The following is a 16,750-nucleotide window of genomic DNA, read 5'->3' as shown; positions in this document are numbered from 1 at the left end:
TCCTTTTTCTATTCTTTTACTGATCCTGCAGTGAGACCATCCACCACATACCTCTGCAGAGACAGAAAGAAGATGAGGATTGGTATCACAATAATCAGGGAACCTGCCATCTTCATCCCCTGGTCAAAGGTAACAGAGCCTCCGTTCAGAGACAGATACCCCAGTGTGGCTGTAAAGTTCTTTTCTCCCTGCAGAAAAGTAGAAGAAATCAGATATTCATTCCATGCATTTAATATGACTATCACTGCTACGGTAATGAATCCTGGCTTCACACAGGGAAAAATAATCTGGAACAGAATCTGCCGGGTATTGGCCCCGTCCAGCATGGCCGACTCCTCCAGCTGCATAGGCACCCCAACGAAAAAGGTGCGCATAAGCATTACTGCCAGAGGTATATTGATGGCGGCAATCACAAAGGAAACTGCATAGATATTTCCAATTAAATCCAATTTGGCAAATACACCATAGAGAGGGAACAGGAATAACTGCACCGGTATGGTCATAGCCAGGAGAAAATACGAAAGCAAGAGCCCTTTCCCTGTAAACCTTTTTGTCCCCAGGGCATATCCTGCAAAGGCAGAGGCCGCCAGCACAATTAGGGCGGTCGTGACCACAAGGCGGATACTGTTAAAAAATCCTCTTGAAAAACCAGCCGTTCTCCAGGCCTTGGAAAAGTTGTCCAGGAAAGCAGACTTTGGAAAACTAATGGGATTGGTGACAATATCAGCATGAGGCTTGAATGCGTTTATCACTACCAGATACAGGGGAAACAAAACAATAAATATCAATAGGGCAATGATGATCCACTGAAAAATCGCCGTACGTTTTTTTCTCTTCATAACTAATCCCTTTCCTCCCCTCTGCTTAACTTCATATATACCACAGACGCAATCAGGCCGAAGAAGCTCATGACAATGGAAATGGAGGAAGCCATTCCGATCTTCCGCTCACTGAAGGCAGCGGAATAGGCAAGGGTGCTCAGCACCTCCGTATAATGGGCCGGCCCTCCCTGAGTCATCAGCTGAACATAGTCGAAGGCCAGGAAGGAGAAGATCACAATCATAATCTGCATCAGCCGTACCGTAGGCCTGATATTGGGATAATATACATACCGAAACCTCTGAAAGGCATTGGCTCCGTCCAGCTTAGCCGCTTCTACCTGATCCTCAGAAACCTGCCGCAGAGATGCCAGATAGATAATCATCAGATAACTCCAGAAATGCCAGATATCTACGGCTGCCACAGCAATAAGTCCAAAGTTCTTGCTGGTCAGAGGTGTTTTCAGCACAAATCCCAGATCCATCTGATTGATAAACTGAAGGAGACCAGAGGTAGGACTGTATATAATATTTTTCCATATCATAGCGGTCACCACAGGTGCCAGTACGTAGGGAATCAGCATAATCATCTGCAGCATATTCCGACCTTTCTTTCTGTTTAAAAGAAGAAGGGCAACTCCCATTCCTATCACCACCGGCACGGTGAGAAACAGAGCCATCCAGATCAGATTATTTTTCAGAGCAATCCAGAAATATTTGTCCTGGAACAGGCTGATATAATTTGCCAGTCCGATAAAATTCTTTTTGGCTGCAAATCCATTCCAGTCTGTAAAAGAGGAATATATGGTATTTATTCCCGGTAAAACTACAACGCTGGCGCTGATAAGGATAGCCGGCAACATAAAAAGAATATATTTTGAATCTTTTTTCTTCATAAGCTTCTCCGTCTTACTGGGAGGGGCAGCTCCCTGCCCCGTCCCCAGTTATGCTAAGTAAATTAGAATGCAGGTTTAGGAATGGTGGCTACAGATTTCTTCTCTACGTCCTCTGCAAAAGCCTTATCCATATTATCCAGATATTCCTCCACCGTGGCCTCTCCAAACCATACCGTATCAATATCAATGCAGGCCTCATAGGTGGACGCCGGGAAACAGGTAGCCGCGCCGTAGGCAAAGTCACCCTCATCCAGGGATTTCACAATATCCGTGCAGGTTTTCATATATTCTTTGTAAATTCCCTGATACTGTTCCATATCAATCTGCGTAAGATCCTTCAGAGGCATTCCCCAATAGCCGGGCCACTGGGAGGACATTCCCGCTGAAAAATCAGAGGTAAGCATATAATCCAGAACCATAGCCGCCCCGTCCGGGTTTTTGCACTGAGAATTAATAGAGAAAGAACAGATGGAACCCAGGGATGCTCTGTGATCTGTACTGCCGTCATAATTGGGCAGGGGGAAGAATCCAATGTTATCACACTGTTCCTCTGTGGCTATGTTTTTAATAAACTGAAATACATTAAGCGCACCGTAGAAGAAAGGAGACTGCTCGTTGGCAAGCATCATAGCCGCTTCATTAAAGTCAAAGTTCCAGTAATCATCCCCGGCAAGATATCCATTCTTATACCAGTCCACCAACACATTCATAGCCTCAGCAACCTCAGGGGAATTCCACTTCTGCTCACCGGTAAGAACCTTATACATGACTTCAGGACCTGCCACATGGGTCAGCATCATCCCCACATACATCTCATTGGTATACCGCCAGTCCTTGGCTCCGGTAAGACCCGCATAAAGCCCCTTCTCCTTTGCCTGTTCCATAATGTCTACCAGCTGTTCATAAGTTGCCGGCACCTCCCAGCCGTTATCTTCGAGAACCTTCTTGTTATAGAACACACCGGTGGAGGTCAATGCGCCCGGTATACTGTAAAGACTTCCGTCTATCGTACAGATCTCATAACAGGGATCCAGCACACGCTCCTTCCAGCCATACTGTTCTGAATACTTGTCGAGATTCAGAAACAAGCCTTCCGCCGCGTATCCTGCTACAAAGGCCGGGCCTGAACCATATACAATATCGGGCCCCTCTCCTCCTGACAGGGCAACTGCAATATCATTATCCACAGATGCCCGGTACTCTACAGTCAGCTCATACTCATCCTGGGATTCATTAAACGCCTGAATGAGATACTTGTCCATAGCTTCCCTCTGATAATCAGATGCGCCCCAGAACCACATGGACAATTCCTTTTTTCCCGAGGAATCCCCCTCTTCTTTGGAAGAGGCAGATTCCTGTGATCCTTTTTGCTCTTCTTCCTTCCCGCACCCGGTGAATACAGTTGCTGCCATAGCAGCGGCCATGAGCATGGCAAGAGCTTTTTTCGTTTTCTTCATTTCATTTCCTCCTTCTTATCCTTATATTTTTCTTTTGTTACTTTTTTGTTTCGTAAATTTTACGTATCATGTTTACGTAACAAACATACATCTTTTTACTAAACTTGTCAATTGATTTTCTCTATTTCTTTTCCCTCGTTTACATTTTTGTTACTTTCTTATGATTTACGTACGCATTTATTGACATTTTTCACAATTGACAATATCCCGCCGTGAGGTATACATTAGAAACATAATTGATATTCTGATTTTTGTTACGTTAACATCGAATCGGAGGAACCTATGAAGGAAAACTACGTATTTACTAACACCACTATTTTAACCCTGGATGACACTGCCCCTGTACGGTATAACGCCTGCCTGGTAACCGAGGACGGGCGTATCTCGTATCTTGGACAGGAACTTCCCCCGCAGCTCCCTGCCCGGCACAAAAGAATTGACGGAAGAAACCTCCTGCTCTGTCCCGGACTTGTGAATGCCCATACCCATACGCCTATGACTCTGCTTCGGGGATTTTCTGACGACTGTTCTCTGGAGCAGTGGCTGTCACATATTTGGCCTGCAGAGGAAGCCCTTACGGAAGACGACTATTACTATGGCTCTCTCCTGGGAATTGCAGAGATGCTGGCCTACGGCACAACTTCTGTCAGCGATATGTACCGGTCCTCCCACACCATCCTCCGTTCTGCTGTTGACAGCGGGATAAAGGCTACTATCTGCGAAAGTATTACCTGCCCTGCAGACCAGGATCCGGCCCTTCTCCCCTCTGTCAGGCGTTCCATTGACCTGATTCATACTTATAACGGCTGGGACAGAGGACGTATCCGGTGCGATACCAGTATACAAAGTGTATTTCAGACCACCCCGGCCCTCTGGGAGTTTATCGGGGATGTGGCAGCCAGGGAACATATAGGGATTCATACCCATATCTGTGAAACCAGAAAAGAGGTGCAGAATTGTATCCAAAATTACGGCTGTACTCCCATCGCCGCCCTGCAAAGGGCAGGGGTGTTCCGCTCAAGAGTGGCTGCCGCCCACGGTATCTATGTTTCAGAGGAGGATCTTGAGATTCTCAGCTCCTCCCGGGCGGTTGTTGTTCACGATCCCTGCAGCAATCTGAAATGCGGCTGCGGGATTGCCAACCTGAAACCTTTTATCCAGCGGGGGATTCCGGTTGCGCTGGGAACAGACGGGGTTTGTTCCAACAATTCCGGCGATATGTTTGAAACCATGAAATTTACTGCTCTGATCCAGAAGGGAATCCATGAAGATCCGACGTTTGCGGACGCCGGACAAGTGCTCTCCATGGCGGTTCAGGGAGGTCTCCTGTCACAGGGACGGGAGGGAGAATCCGGCATACTTGCCCCGGGGAGAGATGCCGATATCATCGCCCTGGATCTGAGCCATCCCGGCCTCTCCCCCCTTACTTCTCCTGTGTCTAATCTTGTCTATGCGGCCCACGGAAATCATGTGGCTATGACTATGGTTCGGGGGAATATATTGTATTATAAAGGGGAATATATGACCATTGATTTGGAAAAAGTGAAGTATGAAGTGAAGAAGTGCATGGAACGGCTTCTGTTATAACTTTCCGGTAACGGCAAAAGGTACCCGTAAAGGGAATGTCACCTCAGATAACATTCCCGTCCGGGTACCTTTTTCATCTCTGTAAATGTTTCAGTATCTTATCATTCTCCAGATATTCTCTCTTAATATTATAGTAGGCATCTAAAATGGGCTGACACCGCTGCAGGGTATGTTCCATTATTTCTTCGTAATCCGCCACTATACAGCTGACGCATTCTGCATCAATGGTTTTCTCCCTTCGCATGTTCTCAATAATATCTACTACCTTTTCTCTGGGATATGCATCCTTATAGCTTCTGGTGCCTGTGAGGGCGCTGACAATATCTGCTACAGCCACAATTCTCTCTCCCTTTGTCAGATCCCTGCCGGTGAGTTTTCCCGGATATCCGGAGCCATCCAGTTTTTCATGATGCCTGAGGGCAATCCTCTTTGTGGTCTCATCCACATCTGTCCCAAGAATCTCTTCCGTAATCTTTACATGGGTCCGCATAATATGCATGGCCTGAGGGCTTAACCGTCCCGGATACTCCAGTATCTCCACAGGTATTCCGATTTTCCCCAGATCGTGGAGAAGGGCTCCCCGCACAATACTGGTGATCTCTCCCTCCCCCATTCCCATTCGGAGGGCCAGCTCGTAGCTAATGCTGGTGGTCGTCATAGTGTGGGTTACTGTATGTCTGCTGCGGAAATCTATGGTACAGATCACCATCCTGAGATAGTTTTTTACTTCTTCTTTTGTAAAAGGAAGGCTTCCCAGCAGGTTCTTAAATTTCTCGTCTTCCAGGGCTCTCTTTTCCAACAAGCCTTCCGTCCCAGCCTCTGTCACAAGTTCCACCAGCCAGGGGGCAAATTTATTGCCGCTCTCCTGTCTCAGCAGTCCTGTAAAGTCCTCCCAGCGGTGTCCCTCTTCCTCCATGTACACATCTGTTCTGTCAGCGATATTTAGAATCTGGGCAAGTGTCTTTATCTCTTCGCTTACATCCTCCATCTCCTTTAGCTGCTTCCAGGAAGTGTGATGAAGCAGCACAACCGGGGCCAGTCTGGCAAGGGGAGAAAAATACTTAATAAACAGATACCCATAGTTGGAATGCTCCCATACATTCTCCGTCTCAAACTCCAGCATTCTGCTAATCTCTTCGGTTTTATAAGCACCTATATCGTGCAGCATGGCCAGGATACAGATATCCCTCATCTCAATTTCGCTGTATTTTCCTGTCCTTTTCAATATCTTTGATACTAAATATGAGGTCCTGTATCCGTGGTTCATAAGCCTGGGATCCACATAATTGCAGGACCTTCTCATAATTCCCAGGATCCCCTCATTTTCTATCTGATCAATGTACTGCAGCATTACCCGGTGCCTGCCTTTCTCTTTACTTTTCTGCAATTATAACATACTTTAAGGTGCACGGATATAATTATTACCGGCCGCCATAGGAATGACGCCGGTAATAATCCTATTCCCTTCGAAGGGAAATATTTGTTAAGTTTTCTTATCTGGTCTTTGTCCAGGCTCCGGAAGCATTGACATAATACTTGCCTATCCACTTACTGGATGCCATTGCTCCGCTGCTGTACAAATAGTACCATTTGCTGCCTACTTTTACCCAGCCCGTGGCCATTGCCCCGTTTGCCTTCAGATAATACCAGGTTTTTCCATCCAGAAGCCAGCCTGTGGCCATTGCTCCATTGGATTTCAGGTAATACCAGGTCTTTCCGTCCAGCAGCCAGCCGGTAGCCATGGCCCCGCTTGTTTTCAGGTAATACCAGGTTTTTCCGTCCAGCAGCCAGCCGGTAGCCATGGCTCCATTGGATTTCAGGTAATACCAGGTTTTCCCTATCTGCAGCCAGCCGGTTACCATTGCTCCATTTGCCTTCAGATAATACCAGGTCTTTCCGTCCAGCAGCCAGCCCGTGGCCATCATTCCGTTTGCTTTCAGATAATACCAGGTCTTTCCATCCTGCAGCCAGCCCGTGGCCATTGCCCCGTTGGATTTCAGGTAATACCAGGTAACTCCATCCTGCAGCCAGCCCGTGGCCATTGCTCCATTGGATTTCAGATAATACCAGGTCTTTCCGTCCAGGATCCAACCGGTAGCCATATACGTATCTTCATTAAAGTAGTACCACTGTCCGTCAATCTGCTTCCATGTCTCTGCCAGGAAACTTCCGTCCGGATTTCTGTATTTCCATTTGTTTCCTTCCTGTACCCAGCCGGCCTGAATCTTTTCTTTCACAGTAACCTGGAAGTCAGCCGTTTTATCTTCATAGGATACCGTCACCGTCTTGGTCCCCGGCGTCATAGAATCAAATCCCTCAAGTTTGCTGTCTTTTGTCACATCTTTGCTTGTTCCATCACTGTACAGAGCAGTAACCTTCATTCCAGCTGTGTTCAGCTCCTCCCCTACCAGATATTCTGTCTTATCCGGGGCTTTGACCTGAATCTTGGTTACTGTCACATCCGGTGTCTCTGCCTTGACAACCACTTTTGCGGAAACCTTTATTGCCCTGCTGCTGTACAGCTGTTTATCTTCTGCGTCGTACTGAGTGGATCCGTCTTTTCCAACCCACTGATCCTTGTTTGCACTGATGGACTGTACGGTGCCCACAGCCTTATAGGTTCCGGCCTCGTCAAGGTTCACGTCAGAAGTATCCCAGGTTACCGGAAGTTCTGAGGTGCCCATATTATATGCCAGGTTCACCTGTGCCGTCTGCGGCAGAAGTTCTGCCAGATCCTCTGCTGCTTTTCCCTGGCTGATTTCTACACTGTCAAGTTCCTCAGTCACTGGGGATACAGCATCTGCCCCTCTGACTGCATCATACTGCTTTTTCGTAAGAGAAATCACACCGCCGTGCTTCGTGTTTGGAGTCAGGAAATAATCAGGACTGTCAAGATAGTCCCATCCCTGGTTCAGGTCCGTAGATATCATCGGCTGATAACCGGGAGAGGGAAGATCATCTACAAAGAGATACCAGCGGTTGTCATTGCTGTGGTCTTTAAATACTGCCGGCCCTTCTACCGATCCAAATCGGCTTTGACCGATTCTCTCCTGTACTCTGGTCCACTGGGTACCTTCTTTCCACCACTCTTTGTCATCCGTATATTCCATGATAATCTGCAATTCGTTGCTCTTTGTTATATGGTAGGTTCTGCCTTCGTTCTGGAGAATAGTGGTATCGATCCAGCCTTTGGCTCCGCCATCCAGGAATTTTCCGCCGTATTCAAAGGTTTCCTGTGTAAAATCCGTGGTTGCTCCCCACATTATGCTCTCAACGCTGGAAGCATCATGGTTGGGATCATCCTCTGCATAGGTTTTAGAGGACCAGTATACGACAAAAGCGCCTTTTCCTTCCCCGTAGTAGTCCGGTACCCAGGTGGCTTCCGGTGCCCACATCATACCCAGCTCCGCTACCTTGTTTCCATCCATATCACGGGCCACGTCAAACTGACGTACATCGCTCCAGTGGATGAGATCTTTGGATTCCCACACATTCATCTTTGTGCTGTAGCTCTTAGACCATGTACCCCAGCCTGCATCGTCGCCGCCAAAGACACGAAGATCCGTTGCTATGATATAATAAGTTTCTGTCTCCGGATTGTAAGTGAGATAGGGATCTCTGGTACCGGTGGTTCCCAGGTTGGATGCCAGTATCGGCTCACCGCCGTTGAGGGGATCCCACTGCTCCGGATTATCTCCTCTGGATATGTCAAGGTAAATCTTCTCACAGTATCCGTTGCTGTCCTCAATAAAGTGAACCATCATGTACCCGTAAGGATCCTCCTCACCCACTGCTGGTTTTACCGTCACATTTACTTCCTTTCTCATCTGCTTTCCGCAGATAGAGATCACAGCAGTAAGTTTTCCTTCCAGAGGCTCTTCTCCCGCGGCCGGCTGCTCTACTTTGGCGGACAGTCCGTCTTCTGCAATTTCCACTTCCTCCATTGCAGATTCCCAGGTCACGGTTCCTTCATAATCAGGAAGAGTTGTATTGGCATCGCTGATGACAACATCTTTGACCTCCTCTGCCTTCTTTTCAAGCATCAGATTTACAAAGCTGTCATCCGGAATCTCTTTTATCTCTTCCGCTGTGAGGGCTTTGCTGTAGATTTTGAAGTTATCAATCCAGCCCTTATAGTATTCGCCGCTGCCCCAGTTTGCTTTACCTATCTGAAGAATGCTGCTGCTGCCCAGAAGTTCTTTCACTCCATAAGTGCTTGCCTCCTGCGCCTGTTTTACTCCATTTAGATAAATGGCTGTGTCAGTTTTGCTGATGACTACATCCACATGCACCCAGTCACTTCCAGTGGTTACAAATGGGTTCTTCGGCCGGCCGTTTGTGTTATTGTACCGTTCAGCAGTTGTTGTGCCGTTATTTGCCAGTATACCAATATATTTTTCGTTCCCATACTCCTGCCTGTTTCCGTTCGGAGCGGCGAACATCACCCAGTTCGTTGTTGTGCGATCTGGTTTTGCTTCATAGGAGATCGTTAGTTCCTCTGCACCGGTAAGAAGGCTCTTTCCGTCTTGATCTGTCACAGTCAGATAGTTGGAGGCAGAACCATCCAGATACAGAGCCTTTCCGTTTTCGTCATAGCTCTCTTTTAATGTATAGCTGCCCGTCGCTCTTGCCCTTGCACTTGTCAATCCGGTCTCTTCATCATTAAAGTGGAAGTCAGCCAATAAACTGTCATCCTGGGTACCCTCCACGGTAACAGTAAAGGCGGACTCAAATCCTCCATAGCTTACCGTTACAGTTTTACGTCCCGGTGTCCTGGAATCAAACCCGCTCAGCTCGCATTCGCCGGTCACATCTTTGCTGCTTCCGTCACTGTACTGGGCCGTTACCTGCAGGCCTGTAGTATCCAGTTCTTCACCCACCAGATATTTTGTCTTCTCAGGGGCTTTGACCTGAATTCCTGTAGCCGTTATTTCTGGTTCTTCATCCCTTGTAACAATAATGTTGTCATAAGTTCCTGTGCGCAGGAATCCTGTCTTATACGTACATCCCAGACTGGCATCTACTGTGTCCAGAGCGCTCAGCTTAAAGCCAAGCTCCTGTGCGCCTATCAGTGTCTTCTGGCCTGTCATTACTGAGACTTTTCCTGTGGCATCATCCTCACTGTATATAATTTTTATGTTCTGCCATTCGTTCAGCTTCACTGGTTCGGATAATTCGTATTCTGTCTCTGTACCTGCCGCACATACCTTCAAATACCCTTTGTTATCCTTCCGCTGGGGAATGATACGGAAATGATTGTCACTGTTTCCAATCATCGCCATGGATGTATTGTCATCAAGTCCGTCAATGTTCACATCCATTCCCAGGGTAAAGTTTGTATTTTTAAAGATTGCCTGTGCCTTTTCAAAAACACCGCCGCCGTTTGCAGGGCTGTTGCCTCCCGCGATCCATCCGGACGTAATTCTAAGTACATTGCCTCTCTCGGCATCTTTTTCTACAGACGCACCGTTTCTGGCAGTGATGACACCCTGCTCTTCCAGCGCTTCCCCGAAGAATTCAACTACATTTACCTGTGCAGTTCCGGTTCTGCCCGGATTTGCTTTGGACGCTGCCGTGACGGTAAGCTGTTTTGCCGTCTCATCCGCTCCAACCGTAAGAACACCCTCCGCCGTCATAGAGGTACTGCTGCTGCTGTTCCCTTCCACCTTCCATGTAACGGATGCGTCAGCTTCCTCTTTTGTTTCTGCTGCAAAGGACTGTGTACTTCCTTTTCCCACAATGGTGATACCCGGAGTTACTGTGATATACTTCACCGTAGGATTGTCAGACGCAGGGGTTACAGCCGTCACGCCCTCCAGCGTGGGCGTCATAGTCATGTAGCCGTTTTTGTCGAAGAATATCTCATCAATACAGGTTTCCCTGTGCTTCCCAAGACCATCCCCTGAGGTGAAGATATTCAATGGCGTATAGAATCTGTGGTAAGCCATGTAGTAATGATCCTGTCCTTTTTCGTCTCTGATATAAAGAATAGAGGACTGGTGGGCACTTCCAAGGATTCCTTTTTCCGTATCCTTCTCAAGCAGAGTACTGTGTTTTGTAATGGAACCGTCCAGTGTATCGGAAGTTCCGTATTCTACATGGTAATTAGGGCTGTTGGCATCATCGCAGGACCAGGTCCAGTGATAGATTCCGTTTACCTTGATTACATTTACAGATTCTCTGAAGTTTGTCAGGCCATTCAGTTTCCGGATGGTATCCTTCTTAATACTCATCATATCATCGCCCAGCTCTACGATCCCTGCTCCGCCGTTGCCGTACAGCAGATAGGATTTCCCGTCGTCATCGGTAAAGATGCCCGGATCAATAGCTTGACCGACTCCTGCTCCGCCCTCTGAACTGATGGCTTTTGTCATCAGGGGCTCCCCTTTGTCAACATAAGGGCCTTCCGGGCTGTCTGCTACTGCAACACCTATCGCAGACTCCCCGTTTAACTGCTTTCCGCAGTAATAGAAGTAATATTTTCCATTTTTTTCTTCAATAGTAGGTGCCCAGGCACTTCCCACTGCCCATTTGGACGCTGCAATCTGTATCCCGTTCTCATTTAATCCGGGATTATCTTCCTTCAAATCCATAATGACGCCTTCATCCGTCCAGTTTACCAGGTCCGGAGAAGAGAACGCATGGAACTGATATCCACTCCAGGAAGGATAACCGTCTGTGGTTGGGAAGATCCAGAATTTGCCGTCAAAGAAATCCAGATCCGGGTCTGCATACTGACCGGGTAATACAGGATTATTGCTGATCACAGGTTTCTTTATCGTCCAGGTTTCCTCTGTGCCGCCTGACTGCAGAACCACCTGCACATCCTCGGACAGATCCAGAGCAGTCCCGTTTTCAAAAGACTCTCCATTTACAAGGATGGCATCTACTTCTTTGTTCAAATAAAAGGTAACAGGAGTTTTCGTACTGTCAGCTGTCTTCCGGATATAGGATGTCACTGTCATATTCTCCTGATCTACTTCTGTCAGAATTGCCGTATGATCATCCGTCCCTCTGTACTCAAGGGCCGTCTCCCTGTCAGGTGCTGTCCCTACCAGTACATCTTTGACTGCCGGCAGCTTACTGAGTAAATTATCAGCTAAGGCTTTGATCTCCTCATCGCTCAGAGTATAATTAGCCACTCTGAAGTTGTCAATCCAGCCTTTGAAATATTCACCGCTGTTCCAGTTCGCCTTTCCTATCTGCAGAATACTGCTGGTTCCGAGAATCCCCTCCAGTGTATAGCTGCTGGCTTCGCCGGCCTGTTTCACTCCGTTAACATAGACTGAAGTATCTGTTTTGCCGAATACAACATCCACATGGTACCAGCCGGATCCTGTGTCTGCATATGGATTAACAGGTCTGCTATTCGAATTATTGTAACGTTCTGCTGTGGTGCGGCCCCCCGCTTCCAAAATGCCCAGATATCTTTCATTCATATAAGAGGCCGGATTTCCATTCGGGGCTGCAAAGAACGCCCAGTTTGTCTCGGTTCTGTCTGGTTTCATATCATAGGATACCGTAAGCTCCTGAGCCCCTGTCAGCAGGCTCTTCCCGTCCTTGTCTGTAACCGTCAGATAATTAGATGCTGATCCGTCCAGGTACAGCGCTTTGCCGTCATAGCTGTCTTTGAGTGTATAGGTACCCTCTGCTTTTGCGTTTTCACTGGAGAGCCCTGTTTCTTCATCGTTAAAGGTAAAGTCTGCCAATACCTTCTTATCCCCTGTGGGAGGCTCAATGTTGGCAAAGGCTTTCCGGACAGCATGGTATTCTTCCTCTGTAATGGGAAGAATGGTGCCGTGGCGCTTTTTCAGTGATCCGAAATTTACATCAGATGCCGGAGACCAGCTGTCTGTACTCATGTCTGCCATATTCGTTGTCCGGAATGGCAGATAGCCTCTTCCCTCGGCATACTGATCACACATAAGCCCCCAGGTGTCAACCTTGTTTCCGTCTTTGTCTGTCAGGAAGTCTCTGTCGTTATACTTAAAGAATTCCGGGCCTTCAAGCTTTGCCCCGCTGTAATTGTCATTGTTAAAGATATCCTTTAAGGTTCCGATGATTTTCCATCCATCGTATATAGAATCACTTTCTTCAATCGTGATCTGGCCGTCGCCGGATGCACGGTAATATTTGCCGTTGGCTTGGATCATTGTAGTATCAATGATGGAATGTTCTCTGTCAATCCAAAGCACGGGTTCTGAGAATGTATAGAAGTCACGGGTAGTGGCATAATACATATTCATGGGATCACCCAGTTCATTGCTCTCACCCGATGCCGTAGCCCAGTAAACTACATACTGGCCGGTCTCTTCATCATAAAATGCTTCCGGCGCCCATGCACAGCCCGCACCCGGAATCCTGGATGCCACATCCACCAGACGCGGTTCGCTCCAATTTACAAGATCAGAAGATTCCCATACCACCAGACTGGTGCTTCCGGTAGTAGTAGCAGCAGCATTGCCCCAGCCGCCTCTGTGATAGATACTCAGGTCTGTAGCAATCAGGTATGTCTTATCGCCCTCAGGAGAACGCACCAGATAGGGATCTCTGACACCTTTGTCTCCCAGTTCGGAAGAAAGGACAGGGTTTCCGTTTTCTCTGAGATCTGTCCACTGGCTTCCGTTCTCGCTTGTGGCAAAATAGATCTGTTCGTCGGTGCTTCTGCCTTCTGATCCGGTGAAATGCGCAAACAGATATGCTGTGGTTTCCCCTTTTTCTTCCGGTTTTGCTTTTACAGTAAACGTAAAGGATTTACTGTCCGCACTGTCGCCCACGGAAACATCTGCGGTAAGCTGAATTTCCGTGTCTTTTGCCGGTCTGGTTACCACACCGGCAGGAATTGTTCTTCCGCCTTCGGATGTCTGATCTTCCACCGTAATGAGATCTTTTCCGGCTTCGTTCACAGACCACTGAACAGCTGCCCCGTTTGCAAGCGCTGTAGGAAGTGTAATATTCCCGTAAATCTCTGTATACGCAAAGGTCAGTGAATCCATCGCTTCTGCCAATATGGAGTCTGTCCCCACAACCTTTACGGTAAACGTTTTTTCTGCAGTAGCGCCGTTCAGGTCAGCCTTTGCCGTTAAAATTACCTCTGCATCCTGCTGTGCTGGAGAAACCTCTCCGGCATCGGTGATCACATCCTTGCTATCTGAGCTCCAGGTAATGCTGCTTCCGTTGCCTCCAACAGAGGGCAGGTCCAGATCTTCGTATACAGAGTCCGGCAGAGAGATTTTATCCAAATCAGCTGCTGCCAGCATATCCTCAGACATTGTGGGAGAGTATACTTTAAAGCCCTTCAGCGAGCCCGTAAATCCCGGATCTGCAGAATACAGGGATTTACCGATATACCCGCAGATGTCTTCCTCTGCATTTGTACCATCGGCGAGTATCTTCTGTACAGAATATCCCGTTTCCAACCCACTGACTACTTCCACTCCGTCCACCAGAAGGCGCATAGTTCCATTCTCAAAATCAAGACGAACGGTAGCGTAAGTATCCGGTGTGAGTTTGGCCGTCTGGGCAAGCAGCTTTTCTGAGCCGCTCTTAATTCCGGCACGAATGGCTCCGCCGCCCTGCATAGGGTTCACAAACACATAGTTATTTCCGGTTCCGCTGACCTTTGTTCCCAGACACCACAGCCAGTGATTTGCCTGCTTGCCGGTCTTAACGGTTGCCTCAACAGAAAATGTTTCCCCCTGGATTAATCCCTTGGGAAGCTCCACATATTTGTTTTTATCGCCAGTGAAGTTCAGCACTGCGCCGCTGTCTTCTGTAAAATCAGCATCTGTCATACCCACAAGCCTGGCGTCCATTCCATTCCCGCTGGTATCAGTCAGTGTATCCCCCTGATGGCTCATATCATAAGAGGCTACCAGATTTCTATCGTCTTTGTCCTCACTAGCCTTTACAAGCACCTCAAAAGACCGCTCTGCGGTAGTGCCGTTGCAGTCTGCGGTTGCCGTCAGCACAACCTTGGTATCAAATGGCTGACGGGTAACGGTACCGTCTGTGCTGATTACATCTTCCCGGTTTGAGGTCCATGTAATTACACTCCCGTTTGTTCCTGCCACAGGAAGCTCTATATCTCCCTCAATTACCTCTGGAAGCGTAAGCTCATTGACATCAGCCTCCGCTGTGTCTCTGTCCGGGTTCTCAACCGGAGAGTATACGTTAAATTCTGTCAGAGTTCCGGCAAACGCTTTATCCGGTGTATATAGTGATTTGCCGATATACCCGCAGAAATCCTCCCCCGGATTCGTTCCCGCATTCAGGATATCCTGAATGGAATAGTTGCTTACGATATCGTCTCCTACCTTAACGCCGTCCACATACAGCTGCATAATACCCCTGTCGAAGTCCATCCGGACTGTGCTGTAAGTATCCGGTGTCAGGGAAGGCATATTGCCGAACAGCAATTCTGTAGCCCCATCCTTTATCCCTCCGCGGATGGTGCCGCTATCCTGCATAGGGTTTAAAAATACGTAATTATTCACATTCGGCCATGTGTTCTCCTTCGTACCAAGACACCATAACCAATGTCCTGCTTTTGTGCCTGTCTTGAACGTTGCCTCAATGGAAAAACTTTCACCTGTGATTATCCCTGCCGGGAGTTTTACATACTTACTTTTGTCAGCTGCAAAATTCAGTACCTCGTCTGTCTCATCTTCCTCGCTGAATCCAAAGTCGTCGTCCGTAAAGCCTACCAGCTCCGCATCCATCCCGTTGCCGCTGGTGTCTGTCAGCATACCTTCTGCATGGCTCATGTCATAAGAGGCCGCCAACGTTCTGACGATACTGTCATTCCCTCCCGGATCCGCACTTACAGCGGTAGGCGGGAGCATGGAAAACAGCATGCTTGCGCTCAGTATCCACGCGGTAATGCTCGTAGATAGTTTCCTTTTCCTCATCTTCATCCTCCTGTTCTTATTTGTTTTTTCCCTGCCCTGCCGGGCAGAAGTATCCCTGAAACGAGATACTTTGCTTTCATTTTATCAAATACCGCCAGGTTCTCTTGGGACTATGATTCTAAAAAGGTAGGAAATCTTACCCTCTTTTGAACTGTCTGCTATTTAGGACGGGAAAGTTTAATTATTTTCTTATTTTTGTATATTTTTTTACAGGAAAGTGTTATTGTTTATTTGGCATAATATTGCTATAATAACATGGAACATTTTAATCCTACAGGAAAGGTCGTTACATCTATGAAAAGAACATCCGCCCAATTAAAGCAATCAGCCCGAATGGCGCTGAATGGAAAATATGGAACACCTATGGCCGGCTTTCTTCTGCTGGCGGTGATCGCTGTCTCCCTATACATGCTGTCCACTGCACTTTTTGGCGGCTACAGTATTTCCACCATGGTGATGGAGCAGATATTTACCATTGTTATCTCCCTGATCCTCTCCGTATTTTCCGCCGGTTTCTTTAAGCTTCACCTGAATCTGTGCAGAAATCAGCCATTTCGCGCAGGGGATATTGCCTATGCCTTTTCTCATCATCCGGACAGGATCATTATCTCTGCATTTTTACAGTCCATTCCGGGATTCATTGTACAGGTTCCCCTGTATGCTGCCCTGATGACATACTATCAGCATCCGGAGCGGATGACCAATCTCTCTCTGAATCTGATTATGCTGGGGACAACACTGGCAGGCAGTCTGGTGAATCTTTTTGTGAAACTGCTGTTTTTCCTCTCTATTCCTATGCTGCTGGACAATCCGGAACTAGGAGCGCTGGACTCCCTGAGGGAAAGTTTCAGACTTCTGAAAGGGCACAGGGGACGCCTGCTGTATATCGAACTCAGCTTTTTGGGAATGTTGGTACTATCTGTATTTTCCTGTTACATAGGACTTTTGTGGGTGGTACCCTATATGACGGCAACCCAGGTCTTTTTCTACCTGGATGTGACAGGAGAACTTGACGAACCGGTGCAGGAAACACATGCCGAATATCAAACCCCTTATGGAAATTATAACGATATTGGATAAAT

General features: G+C 47.6%; 7 protein-coding genes. 2 read left to right on the top strand and 5 right to left on the bottom strand.

Annotated features, from left to right (window positions below):
* Positions 1–8: 8 nt before the first annotated feature.
* The 3 genes from BUA56_RS05400 to BUA56_RS05390 form a co-directional block, all read right to left on the bottom strand.
* Positions 9–839, bottom strand: coding sequence for a carbohydrate ABC transporter permease (locus tag BUA56_RS05400; protein WP_072849650.1), 831 nt, complete (start codon positions 837–839; stop codon positions 9–11).
* Between the two features lie 2 nt (positions 840–841).
* Entirely contained in the window at positions 842–1,714 is an 873-nt protein-coding gene (locus BUA56_RS05395) for a carbohydrate ABC transporter permease (RefSeq protein ID WP_072849648.1), read from the bottom strand.
* Between the two features lie 62 nt (positions 1,715–1,776).
* Positions 1,777–3,171 carry an ABC transporter substrate-binding protein gene (locus BUA56_RS05390; protein ID WP_072849647.1) on the bottom strand — a complete coding sequence of 465 codons (1,395 nt, stop codon included), beginning with the start codon at positions 3,169–3,171 and terminating at the stop codon, positions 1,777–1,779.
* Between the two features lie 282 nt (positions 3,172–3,453).
* Here BUA56_RS05390 and BUA56_RS05385 point away from each other — a divergent pair, with 282 nt between their 5' ends.
* Complete coding sequence (locus tag BUA56_RS05385) at positions 3,454–4,758, top strand: amidohydrolase family protein (protein ID WP_072849645.1); 1,305 nt, start codon at positions 3,454–3,456, stop codon at positions 4,756–4,758.
* A gap of 73 nt (positions 4,759–4,831) precedes the next feature.
* Here BUA56_RS05385 and BUA56_RS05380 read toward each other — a convergent pair whose 3' ends face one another.
* Together BUA56_RS05380 and BUA56_RS23285 are read right to left on the bottom strand one after the other, a co-directional pair.
* On the bottom strand, positions 4,832–6,109 hold the full coding sequence (locus BUA56_RS05380; RefSeq protein ID WP_187143909.1) for an HD-GYP domain-containing protein: 1,278 nt from the start codon (positions 6,107–6,109) through the stop codon (positions 4,832–4,834).
* A 142-nt stretch (positions 6,110–6,251) separates the two neighbouring features.
* On the bottom strand, positions 6,252–15,668 hold the full coding sequence (locus BUA56_RS23285; RefSeq protein ID WP_072849643.1) for a family 43 glycosylhydrolase: 9,417 nt from the start codon (positions 15,666–15,668) through the stop codon (positions 6,252–6,254).
* A gap of 294 nt (positions 15,669–15,962) precedes the next feature.
* Here BUA56_RS23285 and BUA56_RS05370 point away from each other — a divergent pair, with 294 nt between their 5' ends.
* Positions 15,963–16,748, top strand: a complete 786-nt coding sequence (locus BUA56_RS05370; RefSeq protein ID WP_072849640.1) for a DUF975 family protein — start codon at positions 15,963–15,965, stop codon at positions 16,746–16,748.
* The last annotated feature ends 2 nt before the right edge of the window (positions 16,749–16,750 follow it).

It is taken from the genome of Lactonifactor longoviformis DSM 17459, assembly GCF_900129135.1.
Classification (GTDB): domain Bacteria; phylum Bacillota; class Clostridia; order Lachnospirales; family Lachnospiraceae; genus Lactonifactor; species Lactonifactor longoviformis.
The sequence above is the reverse complement of the archived record's forward strand: the minus strand, read 5'-3'. Positions and strand labels throughout refer to the sequence as shown.

Bases quoted from the DNA above. Each gene is read 5' to 3' on its own strand.
- BUA56_RS05390 (WP_072849647.1), bottom strand. From the start codon at position 3,171: ATGAAGAAAACGAAAAAAGCTCTTGCCATGCTCATGGCCGCTGCTATG.
- BUA56_RS05385 (WP_072849645.1), top strand. From the start codon at position 3,454: ATGAAGGAAAACTACGTATTTACTAACACCACTATTTTAACCCTGGAT.
- BUA56_RS05395 (WP_072849648.1), bottom strand. From the start codon at position 1,714: ATGAAGAAAAAAGATTCAAAATATATTCTTTTTATGTTGCCGGCTATC.
- BUA56_RS05370 (WP_072849640.1), top strand. From the start codon at position 15,963: ATGAAAAGAACATCCGCCCAATTAAAGCAATCAGCCCGAATGGCGCTG.
- BUA56_RS23285 (WP_072849643.1), bottom strand. From the start codon at position 15,668: ATGAGGAAAAGGAAACTATCTACGAGCATTACCGCGTGGATACTGAGC.
- BUA56_RS05380 (WP_187143909.1), bottom strand. From the start codon at position 6,109: ATGCTGCAGTACATTGATCAGATAGAAAATGAGGGGATCCTGGGAATT.
- BUA56_RS05400 (WP_072849650.1), bottom strand. From the start codon at position 839: ATGAAGAGAAAAAAACGTACGGCGATTTTTCAGTGGATCATCATTGCC.